The following is a 20,427-nucleotide window of genomic DNA, read 5'->3' on the forward strand; positions in this document are numbered from 1 at the left end:
GATCAACGTACGTCGGCCGCCGCGTGGGAGGGGCGCCTTTTCTCCGGAGCGGACACCACCCGCCGTGCCGCCCGCGACGGCCACCAGCTGGCTTCGCCCAGCAGCAGCATCGCCGCCGGCAGGACCATGACGCGCACCACGAACGCGTCGATGAGCACGGCCGCCGCCAGGACGAAGCCGATCTGCTTCATCTCGATGATGTGCAGGAAGACGAAACTGGCGAACACGGTCGTCATCACGGCCGCGGCGCTGGTCACCACGCTCGCCGAGGACCGGATCCCGTCCAGCACGGCCTGCCGTGTCGGCACACCCGCGAGTACGGCCTCCCGGATCCGGCTCACCACGAACACCTGGTAGTCCATCGACAGCCCGAACAGGATCACGAAGAGGAACAGCGGCACGCGCGACCCGATCGACCCGGTGGACTCGAAGCCCAGCAGGCCCTCCGCCCACGTCCCCTGGAAGACCAGCACGAGCAGCCCGAGCGCCGCCGCCGCGGACAGCAGGTTCAGGGCGACGCCGAGCAGCCCGAGGACCACCGAGCGGAAGGCGTACACGGTCATGGCGAACGTCACCAGCAGCAACGCGCCGAGCACCAGCGGCAGTTTTCCGTTCTGGTGGGCGGGATAGTCGGCGTAGCGGGCGACGTCGCCGCTCACGCCGTACTCGGCGCCGCTGATCCGGCCGACGGTGGCGGGCAGGAAGTCGTCCCGCAGCCGGTCGAGGGAGTCGTACGCCTCGTCGGAGTTGCCGAGGTAGGGCACCTTCAGTTCGAGGGTGCCGGTGCGGTCGTCGGCCGACGTCCGGATCCGCGACGCCCCGGTGAACAGCGGGTCGGCCTCCGCCCGCCGGGCCACCTCCCGCAGAGCTGCGGTCACCTCCGCCGACCGCGAGGCCTCTGCCCGCACGACGACCTGGTGGGTCACCCGCTGCTCGGGGAACGCCTCGTTCAGCCGGTCGTACACCCGCATCGCGGGGATCTCGCGGGAGTGCGTGTCCCGGCTCATCTCGGTGATCTTCAGCCCGGCCAGCGGGAGGACCGGCGCCAGCAGCGCCATGACCGATACGCACAGGGTGGCCAGGGGATGCCGGGCCGCGGGTCGCAGCAGCGCGTTCCACATCCGGCCGCCGCCACCCTGGCCCCGCCCCCTGCGGACGGGCTTCCCCCGCTGCGCCCGCCGCGATGCCCGGCGCTCCGCCCGCCGCCCCAGCTTCACCAGCAGCGCGGGCAGGGCCGTCAGCGAACTGGCCACCGCCACCAGGACGACCACGATGGTGCCGGTCGCGAGGGACGAGAAGATCACGTCGGAGGCCAGGTACAGCGTGGCCGTGGAGGCGACCACCGCGAACCCGGAGACCACGACCGCCCGCCCCGAGGTCGCCGCGGCCAGCTCCACCAGGGCCTCGGAGGACAGCCGGCCGCCGGAGCGGGCCCGTTCCTCCCGTTCGCGCTTGAGGTAGAAGAGCGTGTAGTCGACGCCGACCGCGAGGCCGATCATCAGGATGACGTTCGTCCCGACCCCGGCGTCGGGCGACACGTGCGAGACGACCATCGAGAGGCCGACTGCCGCCGCGATCGACGACAGCGCCAGCAGCAACGGCACCCCGGCCATGGTCACCGACCCGAACACGACCAGCAGGGTGAGGAGGGTGACGGGCAGGGTGATCGCCTCGGACAGCGCCAGGTCGTCACTGCGCTGCTGGTCGACGCCCTTGCTGACGGAGGGACTTCCGGTCTCCTCCAGCAGCAGCCCGGGGTGGCTCTTCTGCACCGCCGCCGTCTGCGCCAGCAGCGCGTCGACCTTGTCCTTGGCGTCGCGCTCCTCGCCCTTCAGCGTCACCTCGACCATCAGGGTCCGCCGGTCACCGGACAGCAACGGGTCCGCCACGCCCGCCACTTCGGGCAGCCGCCGCATCCGGTCGGTCAGGTCCTTGGCGGCGGCCCGGGCGGTGGCCTGGTGCAGGGCACCGCCCGAACGGGCGGAGATCAGCACCTGTTCGGCGGACCGGCGTTCCAGCCGGGCCTCGGCCGCGAGGGTCTCGGCCCGGCCGGCCTCACCGACCCGGTAGTCCGCCGTCTTCGCGCTGTTGATGCCGACGGCGCTGCCGGCCCCCAGGCACAGCACCACGAACACCAGCCAGCCGACGATCGCCCGCCACGGATGTCGCGCACTCCAGCGCGCCACGCGCACAGTCAGTGGATTCATGCCTGAAAGCGTTGCTGAACAGGACAGTTGCCGGACAGAGGCAGTCGGTTGAACCTGCCGTCCACCGTTCGGTGGACCCGGGCCCAGGGGGTGTCCCCCACCCCGGCCGGGGGTCAGCCCGGCTGATGGAAAGGTGCCGCGAGGCCGGTCGCTCCCTGGTCGGCCGGTGCGGTCAGAGACCGAAGAGCTCCGCCGCGTTGTCGTGGCACACGGCCCTCAGCCACGCGTCCCCCAGTCCCAGCCGCTCCAGGGCGTGGAGCTGGTCCAGGTACGGGTAGGGGATGTTGGGGAAGTCGGAACCGAGCAGGGCGGCGGGGCCAGTGCCGTGCGCGAGGGACCGGTGAGGGATGTGTCACCCCCGCTGCGGTCCCCGCTCACCTCAGCCGATGCGGGCGCACAGGTCGTCCGTGGTCCCGTGGACGAGGTGCACGGACTTGTACCCGGTGGCGCCGATGTCCATCGTGTAGACGCCGTCGACGATGTACAGGCCGCGCGGCAGGGTGCCACCGCCCTCCCCGACACCGACGAACACCGGGCCGCGCACGGCCCAGCGCTGTGATCCGTCGCGCCGGTACTCGACGACGGCCGAGCCGCTCGCGTCGGCGTCGTGGGTGGCGCCGGTCCCGGTGTTCGTGACGCGGATGACCAGATCGCCCCGGTAGGCGACCCGCCGCGCGGAGCCGTCGGGGTAGGTGCTCAGCACCCGCCGCACGACCTCGTCGACGACGGGCTCGCCGTGGACGGGGAAGTCGCACCGCACACCGGCGGCGACGTCCCACGGTGCGGAGGGCGCGGGCTCCCAGCCGGTCCCGGTCGCGGCGGACGCGGGCTGCGGGCCGAGGAGGACGGCCACAAGTGCCACGGGGGCGAGGGCGGTTCGGCGCATGGTTCTCCCTGTGCGGAGGGGTGAAAGGACGGTGCGCCGAAGTCTGGCCCCTGCTTCTGACCAAAGCCTCACCACTCCCGCCGCCGGGCCCCGGCCCGCCCGGTTACGCTGCCGGACAGTCATGGATTTCCAGTTGCTCGGTCCGTTCGCCGCCCGTCACGAGGGGCGGCCGGTGCTGCTCGGCAGCCGCCGTCAGGAGCGGTGCCTGCTGGCGGTCCTGCTGCTGCACGCCGGCCACTCCGTCCCGACCGGCCGCCTCATCGACCTGCTCTGGGACGACGCCCCGCCCGCCTCCGCCCGCGCCACCGTCCACACCTACGTCGGCCGGCTCCGCGCCGCACTCCGGCCGTACGGGGTGTCCGTCGAGACCCGGCACGACGGCTACGCCGTGGAGCGGGGCCCGCACCGGATCGACGCGCGGGAGTTCACCGAGCTGGTCGGGCACGCGGCCGACGCCCGTGACCCGGTGGAGCGGATCGGCCACTACGACCGTGCCCTCGCGCTGTGGCAGGGCCCCCTGCTCGCGGATGTCGCCGACGACCGGCTGCGCTCCCGGCTCGACGGCGGGCTGGGCGAACTGCGGCTGTCGGCGGTGGAACGACGGGCGGAGGCCCAGCTCGGCATGGGGCTGCCCGAGCGGGTCGTCGCGGACCTGACGCCGCTGCTCCCGGAGCATCCGGCCCGCGAGCGCCTGGTCGCCGCGCAGATGACCGCCCTGCACCGCACGGGCCGCCGGGCCGAAGCGCTCCGGCTCTACGACCGCACCCGTGCCCTCCTCGCGACCGACCTCGGCATCGGGCCGGGCCGCGAACTGCGCACCCTGCACGAGCGGATGCTCAGCGGCGACCCCCGGCTGGACCGGCCGCCCGGGCCCGTCTACGCGGTGCGGGTCGACGACCAGTGGCTCCCCTGGAGCACGAGCGGACACCCCGCGCTGGAGTTCTGCAACACCTACGCCGGGTGGGGCGGGGACCGGCTGCCCGGGTCGGAGTGGCTGCGCGGTTACGCCACGCTCGCCGTGTGGGCCGGGCACCTGGACCTGATCGAGCACCGGCAGACCGCCCGGCTGCGGGAACGGGCCCTGCGCCGGCCGGACGAGGCCACCACCGCCCTCGACGAGGCCCGGCGGTTCCGCACGGACCTGTACGCCTGCCTGACCGACCCGCAGGACGGCCGGGCGTTCAAGGCGGTCGCCGCGGTGGTGCAGGAGGCTGCTGGTCTCTCGGTCCTCACCCGGGGCGAGGACGGCCTGGGCCGCTGGCAGCCGTCCCCGTCCGCCGGACTGCGCCTGCCCCTGCACGCGGTGGCCCGCACGGCGGGCGAACTCCTCACCGACCCCCGCCGCTTCACCGTCCGCGCCTGCCCCGCCCCCGACTGCGGCTGGCTGTTCCTCGACGAGAGCGGCCGCCGCAGATGGTGCAGCCTGCGCACGTGCGGGGCGGGACAGGGCTGTGCTGTGAGCTGAGGGAGGGCGGGGTTCGGAGCCCTGTCGCCGGGCGGAGTGGACGGGCGGCCCGCTGCCGGACGGGGCTACGGCGGTCCGCTGATGGCGGACGGGGGGCTCTCACGCGTCCCGGGCCGGGTCTGTCCCCGGCGGGACTCCGGCGTGCGTTGGGGGTGGCCGCAGGCCGCTCGACGCCGAGCGGGACTGCTGCGGCCCGCCGGCGGCGGACGGCGGAGCCCTCACGCGTCCCGGGCCGGGTCGGTCCTCGGCGGGACTGCGGCGTGCGTTGGGGGTGGCCGCAGGCCGCTCGACGCCGAGTGGGACTGCTGCGGCTCGCCGGCGGCGGACGGCGGAGCCCTCACGCGTCCCGGGCCGGGTCGGTCCTCGGCGGGACTGCGGCGTGCGTTGGGGGTGGCCGTAGGCCGCTCGACGCCGAGCGGGACTGCTGCGGCCCGCCGGCGGCGGACGGTGGAGCCGTCACGCGTCCCGGGCCGGGTCGGTCCTCGGCGGGACTGTGGCGTGCGTTGGGGGTGGCCGTAGGCCGCTCGACGCCGAGCGGGACTGCTGCGGCCCGCCGGCGGCGGACGGCGGAGCCCTCACGCGTCCCGGGCCGGGTCGGTCCCCGGCGGGCCCCCGGCGTGCGTCGAGGGCGGCGCCGCAGGCGGTCCGTCGCCGGGCGGAACCGCTGCGGCCGCCGGACGGCGGACCGTGCAGCCCTCAGAACCGTGGCGGCTCGCCGCCAGAGGGTGGCGCGGGAACCTCAGGCGTCCCGGAACCGGTCCGTCGCCGCCACCACGGCCGCCGTCGAGGAGGTTCCCGACAGCCCGTGCCCCTCGCCGCCGATCAGGACGAGTTCCGCGTCCGGCCACACCTGTGCCAGGTGCCACGCGATGTCCGCAGGCCCGCTGATGTCCATCCGGCCGTGGATCAGCACGCCCGGGATGCCGGACAGCTTCCCGGCGTCGCGCAGCAGCGCCCCGTCCTCCAGGAAGGCGGCGTGCCGCCAGTAGTGCGTGACGAGCCGGGCGAAGCGCATCCGGAAGCGCGGGTCCTCGTAGCGCGGGTCGGGCCGGTGCCCCGGCAGGGTGGAGACGTGCACGTCCTCCCACCGGCACCACTCCCGCGCGGCCCGCTCCCGTACGGCGGGATCGGGGTCGGCGAGCATCCGGGCGTAGGCGTCCACCAGGCTCCCCTCGCGCTCGGCCTCCGGCACGGCGTCGCGGAACCGGGCCCACTCCTCGGGGAAGATCCGCCCCATGTCCCGCGTGACCCACTCCACCTCGCGGCGCGTGGTGCTGGTGACGCTGAAGAGGACCAGCCCGGACACGGACCCGGGGTGCTGCTCGGCGTAGGCCAGGGCGAGGGTGACGCCCCAGGAGCCGCCGAGGACCAGCCACGTCCCGATGCCGAGGTGCTCCCGCAACAGCTCGATGTCCGCGATGAGATGGTGCGTGGTGTTGGCGGCGAGCGAGGTCCCGGGATCGGCCGCGTCGGGCGTGCTCCGCCCGCACCCGCGCTGGTCGAGGAGCACGATGCGGTAGGCCGCCGGGTCGAACAGCCGGCGCCAGAAGGGCCCCGCTCCGGACCCCGGCCCGCCGTGCAGCACGAGGGCGGGCTTGCCCGCGGGGTTCCCGCAGGCCTCCCAGTACACGCGGTCACCGTCGCCGACGTCGAGCATGCCGTGCGCGTACGGCTCGATGCCGGCGGGGTAGAGCTCGGTCATGCCGGATGTCCCCTCTCGCCTTGGTGCGGGTTCGCGTGCCGGAAAGCCCGCTCCCGCCCGGTGCGATGCCCTCGACTACCTGATCTCGTCCCAGCCCTCGGGCGTCACCTTGTAGTGGTCCCCGTCGTCGGCGTCCATCCGTGAACTGGCGTGCACGTGCACGTGGTCACGTTCGAGGTGGTACCGGAAGCCGCCCATCATGCCGACCACCGTGAAGACGACCTTCACGGAGTGCCCCTCCGTGAGGGGAGCGAGCGGCGGCAGCAGGTGCTCGACCTCCTCGAAGCACCGGCCCGTCGTCCGCCGCATCAGCGTGTGCACCTGCTGCTCCAGGACGTCCGCCGGGGCGGGCAGGGGCCGCACCGTGACCGGTTCGAGCAGCTCCAGCAGGTGCGTGTGCCCGCGCTCCCGGGCGATGTCGACGGGGCGGCGGCCGTCCCGGGTGCGCTGGGTGCGCCAGGCGCCGTGTGCGATCAGCCGGGACACCACGGCGAAGTCGGCGCCGTGCCAGGCGGCCTGATGCAGCGGGGAGAAGCCGCTGCGGTTGCCGGGCCGGGGCAGGTTGACCCACTCCGGCCACTCTCCCAGCGCCTCGAAGAGCCGGCCCCAGTCGGCGTCCCGCGCCCTGTCCGAGAAGCCGTCCCGCCGGTCCAGGTACCACTGGCTGAACCGCGCGCGGTCGGTGAGGCCGTCCCACTCAAGCATCCTGATCACCGGACCACGCTAATCGAGCCGGATCATCGGGCCTCCGGAACACCCACCTTTTTGTGGGGACTTGGCAGCACGCGGACGCCGGGTGAACCTGGTGGTGGGCGGCCGGTGAGGCACAGGGCGCGGAAGGGACGGAGGTGGCGCCCGCGTCAGGAGGCCGGCCGGGCGGCCTCGGCCAGCCTTTCCAGGCGGCGGTGGCCCCAGTCGGACAACGGCGCCAGCGTGTCGGCGAGTTCGCGGCCGGAGTCGGTGAGGGAGTAGACCGTCTTCGGCGGCAGCACGTCGTGCACCTCACGGTGCACCAGTCCGTCCGCCGCCATCTCCCGCAAGGCCTCGGTCAGCACCTTCTCGGAGAGGCCCGGCAGTCGCCGGCGCAGTTCCGCCGGGCGGTGCGGGCCCGATTCCAGCAGCCAGAGCAGGGCCGTCTTCCACTTGCCGTCGATCACGGCGATCGCGGCGGTCACTCCGCAGACGTTCGGATCCTGGCGCCGACGCGTCACAGTCGCCCCCTTTGTCATCAAGTGTCTTTCACTTCAGGAGAGTTCAGCATGCCTTCCCACAGCGCTGCACCGGCCTCGGCGCATTCCGCCCGGCCGCCCGCCGATCACCCGGCCGGGGCGGTGACCGTCCTCGGTCTCGGCCCGATGGGCCGGGCCCTGGCCGGTGCGTTCGCCGACGCGGGCCTGCGCACCACCGTCTGGAACCGTACGCCGGGCCGCGACCGGGAGCTCCTCGACCGCGGTGCGGTGGGCGCGGCGTCGGCGGCCGAAGCGGTGGCGGCGAGCGAGGTGATCGTCGTCTGCGTGGTGAACTACGACGCCGCCGACGCCGTGCTGCGCCAGGACGAGGTCGAAGCCGCCCTCAAGGGGCGTACGGTCGTGAATCTGACCGCCGACACCCCCGCCCGGGCCCGCGACACCGCCGCCTGGGCGGCCGCGCACGGCGTCCGTTACCTGGACGGCGCGATCATGACCCCGGCGACCACCATCGGCACGCCCGACGCGGTTCTCCTGCACAGCGGACCCGAGGACCTCTACCGCGAACTCGTCCCGGTACTGGAAGCGCTGGGAGGCACCCATACCCATCTCGGCGAGGAGCCGGGCCGGGCCGCGGCCCATGACATCGCCCTGCTCGACATCTTCTGGACGGCCATGGCCGGCTATGCGCACGCCATGGCGATGGCCAGGGCCGAGGGCATCACCGCGAGGGAACTGGCGCCCTTCGCCCAGGGCATCGGCGCGATCCTCCCGCCGTTGTTCGCACAGACCGCCGTGGACGCCGACGACGGCTCCTACTCCGGTGAGGGCAACCCGCTGACCTCGGCCGTGTCGTCCATGTCCCACATCGTCCACGTCTCCGAGTCGCACGGCATCGACGCCGGTGTCATGCGCGCGGCCGAGGGCATGGCCCGCCGCGCCGTCGGGCTCGGGCACGGGCAGGACGGTTTCATCCGCGTCGCGGAGGTCATCGGACGGCGCTGACCGCTACGCGGGGCGGGCGGGCAGGCCGAACGCCCGCCCGCACCCCGCGAGCATCTCGCGGACCGCGGGCACCCCGCCCGTTCCGCCGGACCGGAGCGGGCGGTCGGCCCGCAGCTGCACGACCAGATCACCGGCCTGTGCACCGCAGCGGGCTTCACACCGCAGGTAGCCCAGTACGCCGTGGAGTGGCAAACCGTGTGCGCGCTGGTCGAAACCGGTCTGGGCGTCTCCCTGGCCCCGGCGGGCATCCGGCGCATGCGCCTCAAAGGCGTCGCCTTCCGCAGGATCGAGCCCAGCACCGCTCGCACGAGAGTCGCCGTCGCCTGGCGCAAGAACGACCAAAGCCCTCCGGTCACACACCTGCTGGCAACCCTCACCCAAGATCCGCCGGACGGACCCTAGCCTTCCCGCCACGCCCCCGTGCTCCCCCGCCGCACCAACCGCGTCGGCACCAGCGTCGTCCCGTGCTCCACCCCGTCCTGGCGCATCTTGCTGAGCACCCCCTCCACGCACAGCCGCCCCACCTCCGCGAAGTCCTGGTGGATCGTCGTCAGGGGCGGGAGGAAGGACGCGGACTCGGGGATGTCGTCGAAGCCGATGACGCTGACGTCGTCGGGGACGCGGCGGCCGCGTTCGTGCAGGGCGCGGAGCAGGCCCAGGGCCATCTGGTCGTTGGCCGTGAACACCGCTGTGCAGTCCGGGTCGTCGGCGAGGAGGAGGCCCGCCCGGTAGCCGGACTCGGCCGACCAGTCGCCCCGGACCAGCGGTGGCGGAACCCGGCCCGCCGCGGTCAGCGTGTCGCGCCAGGCGTTGGCCCGGCGCTGGGCGGCGAAGGAGCCCTCCGGACCGGCCAGGTGCCAGACCGTGTCGTGGCCGAGGTCCAGCAGGTGCCGTACGGCGTCCCGGGCGCCGCCCGCCTGGTCGGTGTCGACGACGGTGTAGCGGTCGCCGGCGTCGGAGTCGGCCACCACGACCTGCACGCCGGGCGGCAGGGAGACCGTCGCCGCGTCGAGCAGGTGGATCTCCATGATGACGATGACGGCGTCCACGGCGAGCTCGCCCAGCCGGGAGAAGGCGCCGTTCACCTCGTCCTGGGTGGGGACGGCCACGGGCAGCAGGGTGACGGCGTAGCCGTGCTCGGCGGCGGAGGTGGCGATGGCCTCCAGGGTGCGGATGTTGCCCATGGTGGAGAGCGAGAAGGTGATCACGCCGAGCGTGCGGAACTCGCCCCGGCGCAGCGCCCGGGCCGCGCTGTTGGGCCGGTAGCCGAGCTCCCGCATGGCGGCCAGGACCTGCGCGCGGGTGTCCGCGGTGACGCCCGGGAAGCCGTTCGAGACGCGGGAGACCGTCTGGGAGGAGACCCCGGCGAGCCGGGCGACGTCGGCCATGGAGGCGCCCTGCCGGGGGCGGGCCGCACGCCGTCTCGTGCGGCTCGTGCCGCCCGGCTCGCTCTCACCGTTCACCGTGCCCACCTGCCCCTCGCTTCCCTCGCAGCGCACCGGGCGCGGATTTCGGTCCGGAACGAGTCCTTGACCCCTGAGATTCGGACAGTGTAGACATCCCGCCAGTGGATGTTTACGTAAACATTGCCTAGGCGAAATCGTACGAGAAGCAACCGAACCCGTACCAGTCGCACCACGCAGGCCCCGATCTCTGCGGCCGCCGGGACGCGCGGCACGCAGAAGAGCTGGAGTACTCGAATGGCACACCGCACCCGTCGGAGAAGGCTCCTCGGGGCCATCGGCGTCACCGCCGTGGCGACCGGGACCCTCCTGGCCACGACGACCCTGCCCGCCGCGCACGCCGAGCCGGCCCGGGCCGCGGCCGCCGGGGTCACCGTCCGGCCCGACCCCTCCTACGCGGGGGAGAAGTTCGAGGGCTGGGGCACCAGCCTGGTCTGGTTCGCCAACGCCACCGGCGACTACCCGCCCGCGATCCGCGAGAAGCTCTACAAGCTGCTCTTCGGCGACGAGGGCCTCGCCCTGAACATCGCCCGCTACAACATCGGCGGCGGCAACGCCCCCGACGTCAAGGACTACCTGCGGGCCGGCGGGGCGGTCGAGGGCTGGTGGAAGGCCCCGGCGGGCACCACCCGCGAGGACGTCGACTGGTGGGACGCGGACGACCCCGCCGACTGGAACAAGAAGGCCGACAAGACCCAGCGCTGGTGGGTCGACCGCATCAAGAAGGACATCACCCACTGGGAGACCTTCAGCAACTCCCCGCCCTGGTTCATGACCGAGAGCGGCTACGTCTCCGGCAACTTCGACGCCGGCAAGGACCAGCTGAAGCCCGGGTCGGTCGACGACTTCGCCGAGTACCTGGTGGGGGCGACCGAGCGTCTTGAGAAGGCGCACGGCATCAAGGTCGACACCCTCGACCCCTTCAACGAGCCGAACACGAACTACTGGGGCACCAAGCTCGGTCCCGACGGCGAGCCGGTCGGAGGCCGCCAGGAGGGCGCCCACATCGGCCCCGAGCTCCAGCAGAAGGTGATCCGCGCCCTGGCCCCGGTCCTGGAGAAGTCCCGTTCGCACGCGGAGATATCCGCGATGGACGAGACGAACCCGGGCACGTTCGCGACGAACTGGAACTCCTACCCCCAGGAGGTCCGCGACCTCGTCGCCCAGATGAACGTCCACACCTACGGCACCGGCCAGCGCACCACCGTCCGCGACCTGGCCAAGGCCGCCGACAAGCCGCTGTGGATGAGCGAGGTCGAGGGCGACTGGGGCGACGGCCAGAGCTTCACGGACATGCGGCCCGGCCTGGGCCTCGCCCAGCGCATGGTGGACGACCTGCGGGAACTGGAGCCCAAGGCCTGGGTGTTCTGGCAGCCCGTCGAGGACTACGACAACATGAAGCCGGGCGGCGAGTCCGCCAAGGGCGGCAACTGGGGCGAGATCCAGCTCCCGTTCAGCTGCACCTCGAAGGACACCCTGAAGACCTGCCCGGTCTACACCAACACCAAGTTCGACACGGCCCGCAACTTCACGCACTTCATCAAGCCCGGCGACCGGCTGATCAAGACGAACGACACCTCCAGCGCGGCGGCGATCTCCCGCAAGGGTGACGCGGCGACCGTCGTGCACGTCAACAGCGCCACCGAGGCACGCGAGGTCACGCTCGACCTGTCGAAGTTCGGCCGGGTCTCCTCCCGCGCCACGGTCACCCCGGTGGTGACCAGCGCCGACGGCAAGCTGGAGAAGCACAAGCCCGTCCGCGTCTCCGGCAAGCAGGCCACCCTCACGGTGCCCGCGCAGTCGGTGACGTCCTTCCTCGTCAAGGGCGTCTCCGGAGTGGCGAAGGACGCCGCCGAGCTGCGCGAGGGCCACACCTACCGCCTCACCGGCGTCCAGAGCGGCAAGGACCTCACCATCGCCGGCAACGGCACGGGCCTGGTCATCAAGGGCGCGAACGCGAGCGACCCGAGCGGTCAGCGGTGGCGGGTCGAGCAGATCCGCGGCAAGGACAACCGCAAGCGGTACGTCCTCACGGAGACCGCCTCCGGCAAGCGGCTGGCCGTCCGGGACGGCGCCCTGGTCGCCGAGCCGGACGAGGGCAGCCGCGACAGGGCAGCCGAGTGGATCATGTCCACGACCGGCGACGGCACCTGGACCCTCGTCAACGCCGCCACCGGCCAACTCCCCGACGTCGCGGGCCAGTCCACCAGTGACGGCGCCTCTGTCGGCGTGTGGCAGCCCAACTCCGGTTCCAACCAGCGCTGGACGGTGACGGACGTGACGAACGGCTGACGCCTCCGCACGCCTGAGGCCTCCGCACGCCTGAGCCGAGACGCCCCCGCCGCCCGCCGCCCTGTGCGACGCGGCGGGGGCGTCGTGCTGCCCGTCCGCCCGTCCGGCGGCAGCGGACGGCCGTGGCGACCCCCGAGGGGGACGGCGGGGTCACGAGCGGACCGAGGAATCAACGGTGTCTGCGCGGAGGCCCCGGGGAGCCCGGCAGCGCGGCCGGGCCGGCATCCGAAGGGCCGTGCCCGGCGCTTCGGCGGCGGCCTCGGGACACAGGGGCCGGGGCGGGCAGCGGCGCCGCCGCGTCCGCCTGGCCGGCGGACGTGCCCCCGGGCAGGCGGGCACCGCCGGCCCGTGTCCGGCGCTTTCGCGGCGGCCCGGGGCGGGCACCGGCGCCACCCGGCCCGGCACCTCAGCGGCGGCGCCCCCGGGACGGCCTGTTCCGCCGTCCGTTCGACGCCGAACCCGTGCGCGCGGCGGGCTTCTCGGCGGCCGGCGGGGCGAGGACGACGGGCACGCCCGAGGGCTCCTGAGCCCCGGTGATGCGGCTCAGCTCGGCCTCGTCCGAGCGGACCCGGGTGACCTGCGGGGTGATCCCGGCGTCGGCCATCAGCCGGTTCATCTCCCGCCGCTGGTGCGGCAGGACCAGCGTGACGACGGTGCCGGACTCCCCGGCCCGCGCCGTACGGCCGCCGCGGTGCAGGTAGTCCTTGTGGTCGCCGGGCGGGTCCACGTTGACGACGAGGTCGAGGTTGTCGACGTGGATGCCGCGTGCGGCGACGTTGGTCGCCACCAGCACCGAGACCTGGCCGTCCTTGAAACGGGCCAGGGTCCGGGTCCGCTGGGACTGGGACTTCCCACCGTGCAGCGCCATCGCCCGCACGCCCACGGCCAGCAGCTTCTTGGCCAGCCGGTCGGCGGCGTGCTTGGTGTCCAGGAACATGATCACGCGTCCGTCGCGGGCGGCGATCCGGGTCGTGGTGGCGTGCTTGTCGTCGTCCTCCACGTGCAGCAGGTGGTGGTCCATCGTGGTGACGGCGCCCGCGGAGGGGTCGACGGAGTGCACCACCGGGTCGTGCAGGTACGTGCGCACCAGCCGGTCGACGTTGCGGTCCAGGGTGGCCGAGAACAGCATCCGCTGCCCGCCCGGCCGCACCTGGTCGAGCAGGGCGGTGACCTGCGGCATGAAGCCCATGTCGGTCATCTGGTCGGCCTCGTCGAGGACGGTGATGTCGACGTGGTCCAGACGGCAGTCACCTCGGTCTATGAGGTCCTTGAGGCGTCCGGGCGTGGCGACGACGACCTCGGCGCCGCTGCGCAGCGCGTTCGCCTGCCGGCCGATCGGCAGGCCGCCGACCACGGTGGTGAGACGCAGCCGCAGCGCGCGGGCGAAGGGGGTCAGGGCGTCGGTGACCTGCTGGGCCAGCTCGCGCGTCGGTACCAGGACCAGGGCGAGGGGCTGCCGGGCCTCGGCCCGCCGCCCGTCGACCCGGGCCAGCAGGGCGAGCCCGAAGGCCAGGGTCTTGCCCGAGCCGGTGCGGCCACGGCCGAGGACGTCCCGGCCGGCCAGGGAGTTCGGCAGCGTCGCCGCCTGGATCGGGAACGGCGCGGTCAGCCCCTCGGCGCGCAGCGCGGCGCGCAGCCGCTCGGGCAGGTCGAGGTCGTCGAACGCCTCGACGGCGGGCAGCGCCGGGGTGACGGTGGCGGGCGGTGCGAACTCCCGGCTGGGGGCGGGGCGGCGCCCGCCGCGGCCGCCGCCGGACGGGCGGGAGGCCGTGCCCTGGCCACCCGGCTTACGGGAGCGGGACCCGCTGCCGCGGGAAGGGGGAGAGCCGTTGTTCCTGCGAGCCGTACGGTCCATGGGGAACCTTCCTCGATGCGGCACGCGTCGAGGAATGCGCCGCGGCAGCGAAGTGCCGCGGGATTCGCAAGAGTTGAGCCGGAGACAAACAAAACGAGCCGAGGCCCGCACCGCGAGGGTGCGGGCCCCGGTCAGGGCATGCGCGTACGCGTCAGGCGGGAACGATGTTCTCGGCCTGCGGGCCCTTCTGGCCCTGCGTGACGTCGAAGGTGACCTTCTGGCCTTCCTGGAGCTCACGGAAGCCAGAGGTGGCGATGTTCGAGTAGTGGGCGAAGACGTCCGGGCCGCCACCCTCCTGCTCGATGAAGCCGAAGCCCTTTTCCGAGTTGAACCACTTCACGGTGCCGGTAGCCATATGAATCTCCCTTGAGGGCAGTACTCAGGGCCCGCACCTTGCGGACCCGTAGTCGCCGAAATGATCACCCTAAGGAGATCCGAGAATCCTCGGAAACAAAAAAGAGTGCTCGCGTCGACAAAGGTCGAAAGAGCACTCGAAGTCTCTGGGAACCAAAACTGCAACGCCAGCCAAGGTAGCACAGGCCGGTTCAGAAGGCTCGGGAATCTCGTACCCGGGGTGGACCCGGCGCCCCCGCGTACTGCGTTCCGAGTACCGGAGATTGTCGGCAGGCGCACGACGACGGGACAGGCCCCCCACGGACAGGCTTGGCAGACGTCCGACACCAGATGTGGAGACCTCCTGCCGTGGCAACTTTCCTGTATCGAGTGGGCCGTCTGGCCTTCCGGCGGCGCTGGTACGTCGCCCTGGTCTGGGCGGCCGTCCTGGCCGCCGTGGGGCTGGGCTCCCTCAAGGCCCCGGCGGCCGGTGACGAGGGGTTCTCGATGCCCGGCATCGAGTCCCAGAAGGCGTTCGACCTGATGGACCAGCGCTTCCCCGGGGCCACGGCCGACAGCGCGACGGCCAGGGTCGTCTTCATCGCGCCGGGCGGCGAGAAGGTCACGGCCGCCGGGAACAGGAAGACCGTCGAGAAGGCCGTGGCCGGGCTCGGCGACGGCACGCAGGTCGCGAACGCCGTGGACCCGTTCGCGGCGAAGACGATCAGCAAGGACGGCACGACGGCCTTCGCCACGGTCACCTACAAGGTCGGTGCCGACGACCTCACCGACGCGAGCCGCGACCACCTGGAACGGACCATTGACCGGGCCCGGGACTCCGGCCTGACCGTCGAGGCGGGCGGCAGCGCGCTGGGCGCCGAGGGCGGGCCGGGCGGCGCGGCCGAGGTGATCGGTGTCGCGATCGCCGCCGTGGTGCTCCTGGTCACCTTCGGCTCGCTGGCCGCCGCCGGGCTGCCCCTGCTCACGGCCGTCGTCGGCGTCGGCGTCAGCATGGCCACCATCCTCGCGCTGTCCAGTGCGCTGGGCCTGTCCACGACCACCGGCACCCTGGCGATGATGCTGGGCCTCGCCGTCGGCATCGACTACGCCCTGTTCGTCGTCTCCCGCTACCGGGAGGAGCGCGCCAAGGGCCGCACACCGCAGGAGGCGACGGCGCTGGCCGTCGGCACGGCCGGTTCCGCGGTCGTCTTCGCCGGGCTCACCGTCGTGATCGCGCTGGCCGGGCTCGCCGTGGTCGGCATCCCGATGCTCACCAAGATGGGGCTGGCCGCCGCGGGCGCGGTCGTCGTCGCCGTACTGGTCGCCCTCACCCTCGTCCCCGCCCTCCTCGGCTTCTGGCCGAACGCCGTGCTCACCCGGCGGGCCCGCAGGAGCGGCCGGATCGAGGGGAGCACCGGGGACAACGCCGGCACCCGCTGGGCGCGGTTCGTGCTGCGCCGCCCCCTGCCCGTGCTGCTCCTCGGCGTCGTCGGCCTCGGCGCCCTCGCCCTGCCCGCCGCCGGCCTCCAGCTCGGCATGCCCGGCGACGAGGCCAAGCCGGTCTCCGCCACCGAGCGCCGGGCCTACGACGCGCTCGCCGAGGGCTTCGGGCCGGGCTTCAACGGGCCGCTGACCGTCGTCGTGGACGCCAGGGGGGCCGCCGACCCGAAGGCCGCCGCGGGCACGATCGCGAAGGAGATCGGCGGCACCGAGGGCGTCGTGTCCGTCTCCCCGGCCCGCTTCAACGAAGCCGGCGACACCGCGGTCTTCTCGGCCGTGCCGGCCACCGCGCCGACGGACGAGAAGACCAAGGACCTGGTGACCACCATCCGGGACGAGCGCCCCGGCCTCGAGTCCGGCACCGGCGCGACCTACGAGGTCACCGGCACCACCGCGATGAACATCGACATCGCCGAGAAGGTCCAGGCCGCGCTGGTCCCGTACCTGGTCGTCGTGGTCGGCCTGGCGGTCGTGCTGCTGCTGGTGGTCTTCCGGTCCCTGCTCGTCCCGCTCAAGGCGGCCCTCGGCTTCCTGCTGTCGGTGCTGGCCTCCCTCGGCGCGGTCGTGGTGGTCTTCCAGCAGGGCCACGGCGCGGAGCTCCTCGGCGTGGAGCAGACCGGCCCGATCATGAGCCTGATGCCGATCTTCCTGGTGGGGATCGTCTTCGGCCTCGCGATGGACTACGAGGTGTTCCTCGTCTCCCGGATGCGGGAGGCCCACGTCCACGGCGAGTCGCCCGCCCAGGCGGTCACGTCCGGCTTCCGGCACAGCGCCCGGGTGGTCGTGGCCGCCGCCCTCATCATGATCGCCGTGTTCGCCGGGTTCATCGGCGAGAGCGACTCCATGATCAAGATGATCGGCTTCGGACTGGCCTCCGCGGTCCTCTTCGACGCCTTCGTCGTGCGGATGGCGATCGTGCCGGCCGTTCTCGCCCTGCTCGGCGACAAGGCCTGGTGGCTCCCGAAGTGGCTGGACCGGGCGCTGCCCCGGGTCGACGTGGAGGGCGAGGCCCTCAGCCGGCCGGAGCCGGCACCGGCCGCGGACCCCGCCCGCGACCTGGAGCCGGCCCGCACCTGAGGCACCCGCACCCCCGGGCCGCCCGTGGCGAAGGACACGGGCGGCCCCTCGGGCCTTCCCGCCCGGCGTCGACCACGATGGTCGAAGCCCCACCGACCGAAAGAGCCCGATGAACATCAGCCCGGAGCGGCGCTACCAGGATCGCCTCGAGGAATTCTCGGCACGCCATGTGTTCCTCGTCGATCTGGCGACGGTCCTGGCGCTGATGGGCTGTACCGCCCTCGGCGGAACGCTCACCATGCCAGGCGCCGACCCGCCGGACCATGACAAGACCGCCACCGCCCTCATGGGTGTGGCCTGCCTCGTCCTGCTCAAGCACCGCACCCACCCGCGCACCGCCGTCGTCGTGGCAGGAACCTGCACGGTGGCCGCGGTCGCGCTCGGCTACCTGGTCACGCCCCTGCTGCTGGCACCGGTCATGGCGGCCCTCTACTGGCTGGCGGCGCTCACCGACCGCAGGGCCACCCGCGTCTACGGCCTCTCCGCCCTGCTCGCGGTGACGCTCGCGGCGGTGTTCTCCGGCTCCATGAACCACGTCTCGCTGCTGCTGCGGACGATCGGCCCGATCTTCTGGCTGATGCTGCCGCTCGCCGCCGGCAAGATGACGCAGCTGCGGCGCGCCTACCTCCAGTCGTTGCGGGCCCGGGCCGAACACGCCGAGCGCACCAGGGAGGAGGAGGCCCGCCTGCGCGTCACCGAGGAGCGGGTGCGCATCGCCCGGGAGCTGCACGACGTGGTGGCCCACCACATGGCCCTGGCCAACGCCCAGGCGGGCACGGCCGCGCACCTCGCGCTCACCAGCCCCGAACAGAGCCGGAAGATCCTCACCGACCTGACCGGAACCACGTCCTCGGCGCTGCGGGAACTGAAGGCCACGCTCGGCCTGCTGCGCGACGACGACGCCCCCGGCTCCGCCGGGCTGGAGCCGTCCCCGGGCCTGGCCCGGCTGCCGGAGCTGGTCTCGGCGTGCGAGTCGGCGGGCCTGGAGGTCACCGTCACCACGCGAGGGGAACCGCGGCCGCTGTCGCCCGGCGTGGACCTGACCGCGTACCGGATCGTGCAGGAAGCCCTCACCAACGTCACCAAGCACGCCACCGCCGAGACCGCCCACGTGCTGCTCGTCTACACCGGCTCCCGTCTGCTGATCACCGTCACCAACGACGGTCCCAGGGTGCCGGAGGCCGCCCGGGGCCGCGGCTTCGGCGTCATGGGCATGCGCGAACGCGCCCTGTCCATCGGCGGCGAACTGTGCGCCGGCCCCCGCCCCCAGGGCGGCTTCGAGGTCACCACCGCGCTGCCCCTGCAACCCTCCTCCCACCTCACCGAAGGGACCACCGCATGACCATCAGGGTGCTGCTCGCCGACGACCAGGCCCTGCTGCGGGCCACCTTCCGCATCCTCATCGACTCCTGCGCGGACATGGAGGTGGTCGGCGAGGCGTCCGACGGTGCCGAGGCGGTCGGTCTGACCCGGAAGCTGCGCCCGGACATCGTCCTCATGGACATCCGCATGCCCGGCACCGACGGCCTCACCGCCACCTCCGAGCTGTGCGCGGATCCGGAGCTGTCCGCCACGCGTGTCCTGATCCTCACCACGTTCGAGACCGAGGACTACGTCGCCCAGGCCCTGCGCGCCGGAGCCAGCGGCTTCCTCGGCAAGGACGTCACCGCCGACACCCTGCTGGACGGCGTGCGCACGGTGGCCTCCGGCGAGGCCCTCCTGTCGCCCGTCGCCACCCGCTCCCTCATCACCCGCTTCCTCCTGGCCCCCGCCCCCGGCACCCACCTGGCACCGCCGGAGCGCCTCACCGACCTCACCGTCCGCGAACGCGAGGTGATGGCCCTGGCCGCGGAGGGCAGGTCCAACTCGGAGATCGCCGAGGACCTGATCCTCAGCCCGCTGACCGTGCGCACGCACATCCACCGGGCGATGACCAAGCTGCACGCCCGGGACCGCGCACAGCTGGTCGTCATCGCGTACCAGACGGGGCTCGTACGGGCGACACCACCGGCGTGAGCGGCGTACCGGCCGCCTACGGCATGCCGTAGGCCGCGACCATGATCTTCTCGGCGGTCCGGTTCATGCCCCGGCCCTTGGCGTCGGTGGAGTTGACGCTGTAGGCGAGGGTGCGGGAGCCGTCGCGGGTGGAGGCGATGGCGGCGTTGTATCCCCAGCGCCCGCCCGTCTTGCCCCAGACCTCCCGCCCGCCGAGCACCTTCATGGACAGGCCCGCGGAGTAGGCGGCCGGCTCCCCGGTCCCGAAGTCGGTCACCTGGGGCAGCGTGAACATCTCGTCCAGCAGCGGCCCGCGTACGATCCGCCCCCCGAACAGGGCGTGCGTGAACCGCTCCAGGTCGGCGGTGGTCGAGATGAGGTCCCCGGCCGCCCAGCCGTCCGTCGTCCCCCACACGGAGACGTCCCGGAGCCCGGTCGTGCCGTCGTCGAGCCGCATGGTCTGGTAGCCGTGGTTGTGCGGCTTGGTGATGCGCGGCTTCGTACCGGGGCTTGAGGGTATTGGTCAGGGCCTCCTGGACCACCCGGAAGACGGTGGCCCCGGCGCCCTCCGGAACGGGCCGGACGTCCCCTACGGCCCGGTACGTCACGTCGAGCCCGCTTCCGCGCACCCGGTCGAGGAGACCGGGCTCGTCGGCGTCGTCCCGCAGCACGCCCAGCATGTTCCGCGACTGCGTCATGGCGTCGCGCCCGGTCGCGGAGATGGCGTCGAAGGCGGCCACGGCCCGCTCGGGCGCGGCCCGCACCGCCACCGGTCCGGTCTCGGCCTGCACGATCATCAGGCTCACGGCGTGGGAGAGGACGTCGTGCATCTCCCGTGCGATCCGGGCCCGTTCGCGCGCGGCGGCCTGTTCGGCCTCGACACGGTGGGCCCGCTGCCGGGCGTCGGTCAGCCGCCCGAACACGTAGGCGGCGGCGAACACGAAGAGGGAGAAGGTCAGTTCACGGGCGGAGCGGGTGTTGAGCCACACTCCGACCGGCACGGCGACCAGCAGCACCCCGCCGGTGACCAGCCGCTTCCGCGCCGACGACAGTGCGGCAATCGTGTACACGACCACCAGCCCGGTGTAGGGGAGCGGCTGCCCGGGGCCGTCCACGGTCAGCCGGTACAGCGCGTTGGCGGCCAGCACCGCGAACAGCACGGTGACGGGGACGCGCCGCCGCCAGACCAGGGGCACGACGGTGAGTGTGCTCAGCCCGTACGCCGCCCAGGTCGCCGGCGGCGCACCGGCCGCCCTCGGCACGACGAACGGCATGGTCATCGCGCCCTGGACCAGGAGCGCGATGCCGATGTCGACGACCAGGGGATTGGCCGCCCCGAGTGCCCGGGCGCGCTGCCACCACTTCCGTATGTCCCTGTGTATTCCCCCCACGCCTGCACACGGTAACGGGCCGCGTCACGCCCCGGGGGCCCGGAAGGTGACCTGGCGACGGGTGGCCTC

Annotated in this window: 14 protein-coding genes and 4 pseudogenes; 7 read left to right on the forward strand and 11 right to left on the reverse strand. The window is 73.2% G+C overall.

The features are described 5' to 3' along the window. Window positions 1-2 precede the first annotated feature (2 nt). From AB0F04_RS22225 to AB0F04_RS22235, 3 genes and pseudogenes are all read right to left on the reverse strand, one after another. The gene (locus tag AB0F04_RS22225; protein WP_362043761.1) at window positions 3-2,207 is read right to left on the reverse strand and encodes an MMPL family transporter; all 2,205 of its coding nucleotides are present in this window, start codon (window positions 2,205-2,207) and stop codon (window positions 3-5) included. A 172-nt stretch (window positions 2,208-2,379) separates the two neighbouring features. After that, window positions 2,380-2,514 (reverse strand): annotated as a pseudogene (locus AB0F04_RS22230) (amidohydrolase family protein); the annotation flags it as partial. Between the two features lie 72 nt (window positions 2,515-2,586). After that, window positions 2,587-3,093 (reverse strand): hypothetical protein, encoded by a 507-nt coding sequence (locus AB0F04_RS22235; RefSeq protein ID WP_362043762.1) that lies wholly within the window; start codon window positions 3,091-3,093, stop codon window positions 2,587-2,589. Window positions 3,094-3,214: 121 nt separating this feature from the next. Here AB0F04_RS22235 and AB0F04_RS22240 point away from each other — a divergent pair, with 121 nt between their 5' ends. Next, entirely contained in the window at window positions 3,215-4,558 is a 1,344-nt protein-coding gene (locus tag AB0F04_RS22240; RefSeq protein WP_362043764.1) for a BTAD domain-containing putative transcriptional regulator, read from the forward strand. A 739-nt stretch (window positions 4,559-5,297) separates the two neighbouring features. On the opposite strand, the gene pip is transcribed toward AB0F04_RS22240, so the two are convergent. The 3 genes from pip to AB0F04_RS22255 form a co-directional block, all read right to left on the reverse strand. Beyond that, entirely contained in the window at window positions 5,298-6,260 is a 963-nt protein-coding gene (pip, locus tag AB0F04_RS22245) for a prolyl aminopeptidase (RefSeq protein WP_362043766.1), read from the reverse strand. Window positions 6,261-6,335: 75 nt separating this feature from the next. Then, on the reverse strand, window positions 6,336-6,965 hold the full coding sequence (locus tag AB0F04_RS22250) for an ankyrin repeat domain-containing protein (RefSeq protein ID WP_362044273.1): 630 nt from the start codon (window positions 6,963-6,965) through the stop codon (window positions 6,336-6,338). Between the two features lie 155 nt (window positions 6,966-7,120). Then, window positions 7,121-7,471 (reverse strand): helix-turn-helix domain-containing protein, encoded by a 351-nt coding sequence (locus AB0F04_RS22255; RefSeq protein WP_362043768.1) that lies wholly within the window; start codon window positions 7,469-7,471, stop codon window positions 7,121-7,123. Window positions 7,472-7,519: 48 nt separating this feature from the next. Here AB0F04_RS22255 and AB0F04_RS22260 point away from each other — a divergent pair, with 48 nt between their 5' ends. Together AB0F04_RS22260 and AB0F04_RS22265 are read left to right on the forward strand one after the other, a co-directional pair. After that, window positions 7,520-8,452, forward strand: coding sequence for an NAD(P)-binding domain-containing protein (locus AB0F04_RS22260; protein WP_362043769.1), 933 nt, complete (start codon window positions 7,520-7,522; stop codon window positions 8,450-8,452). Between the two features lie 54 nt (window positions 8,453-8,506). Beyond that, a pseudogene (locus AB0F04_RS22265) lies at window positions 8,507-8,854 on the forward strand (LysR family substrate-binding domain-containing protein); the annotation flags it as partial. Here the strand turns inward: AB0F04_RS22265 and AB0F04_RS22270 are convergent. Next, the gene (locus AB0F04_RS22270; protein ID WP_362044275.1) at window positions 8,851-9,840 is read right to left on the reverse strand and encodes a LacI family DNA-binding transcriptional regulator; all 990 of its coding nucleotides are present in this window, start codon (window positions 9,838-9,840) and stop codon (window positions 8,851-8,853) included. The pseudogene AB0F04_RS22265 and the gene AB0F04_RS22270 sit on opposite strands and share 4 nt — an antisense overlap. A 312-nt stretch (window positions 9,841-10,152) precedes the next feature. Between AB0F04_RS22270 and AB0F04_RS22275 the strand changes: the two genes are divergently transcribed. Then, on the forward strand, window positions 10,153-12,207 hold the full coding sequence (locus tag AB0F04_RS22275; RefSeq protein WP_362043771.1) for an RICIN domain-containing protein: 2,055 nt from the start codon (window positions 10,153-10,155) through the stop codon (window positions 12,205-12,207). 406 nt (window positions 12,208-12,613) lie between these two features. Here the strand turns inward: AB0F04_RS22275 and AB0F04_RS22280 are convergent, their stop codons facing one another. Then, window positions 12,614-14,062, reverse strand: a complete 1,449-nt coding sequence (locus AB0F04_RS22280) for a DEAD/DEAH box helicase (protein WP_362043773.1) — start codon at window positions 14,060-14,062, stop codon at window positions 12,614-12,616. Window positions 14,063-14,213: 151 nt separating this feature from the next. Next, a complete protein-coding gene (locus tag AB0F04_RS22285; protein ID WP_003991681.1) occupies window positions 14,214-14,417 on the reverse strand; it encodes a cold-shock protein in 204 nt (67 codons plus the stop codon). A gap of 347 nt (window positions 14,418-14,764) precedes the next feature. On the opposite strand from AB0F04_RS22285, the gene AB0F04_RS22290 reads away from it, so the two are divergent. From AB0F04_RS22290 to AB0F04_RS22300, 3 genes are all read left to right on the forward strand, one after another. Beyond that, window positions 14,765-16,972: an MMPL family transporter gene (locus AB0F04_RS22290; RefSeq protein WP_362043775.1), complete on the forward strand. Its 2,208-nt coding sequence runs from the start codon at window positions 14,765-14,767 to the stop codon at window positions 16,970-16,972. 109 nt (window positions 16,973-17,081) lie between these two features. Further along, complete coding sequence (locus AB0F04_RS22295) at window positions 17,082-18,314, forward strand: sensor histidine kinase (protein ID WP_362043777.1); 1,233 nt, start codon at window positions 17,082-17,084, stop codon at window positions 18,312-18,314. Continuing rightward, window positions 18,311-18,988 carry a response regulator transcription factor gene (locus AB0F04_RS22300; RefSeq protein ID WP_362043779.1) on the forward strand — a complete coding sequence of 226 codons (678 nt, stop codon included), beginning with the start codon at window positions 18,311-18,313 and terminating at the stop codon, window positions 18,986-18,988. Before AB0F04_RS22295 ends, AB0F04_RS22300 begins: the two co-directional genes overlap by 4 nt. A 16-nt stretch (window positions 18,989-19,004) precedes the next feature. Here AB0F04_RS22300 and AB0F04_RS22305 read toward each other — a convergent pair. Together AB0F04_RS22305 and AB0F04_RS22310 are read right to left on the reverse strand one after the other, a co-directional pair. Next, window positions 19,005-19,475 (reverse strand): annotated as a pseudogene (locus AB0F04_RS22305) (serine hydrolase); the annotation flags it as partial. A 1-nt stretch (window position 19,476) separates the two neighbouring features. Beyond that, window positions 19,477-20,247: pseudogene (locus tag AB0F04_RS22310) on the reverse strand (histidine kinase); the annotation flags it as partial. Window positions 20,248-20,427 lie beyond the last annotated feature (180 nt).

Origin of the sequence: Streptomyces sp. NPDC029041, assembly GCF_040637515.1 — a bacterium.
In the GTDB taxonomy this organism is placed as follows: Bacteria; Actinomycetota; Actinomycetes; order Streptomycetales; family Streptomycetaceae; genus Streptomyces.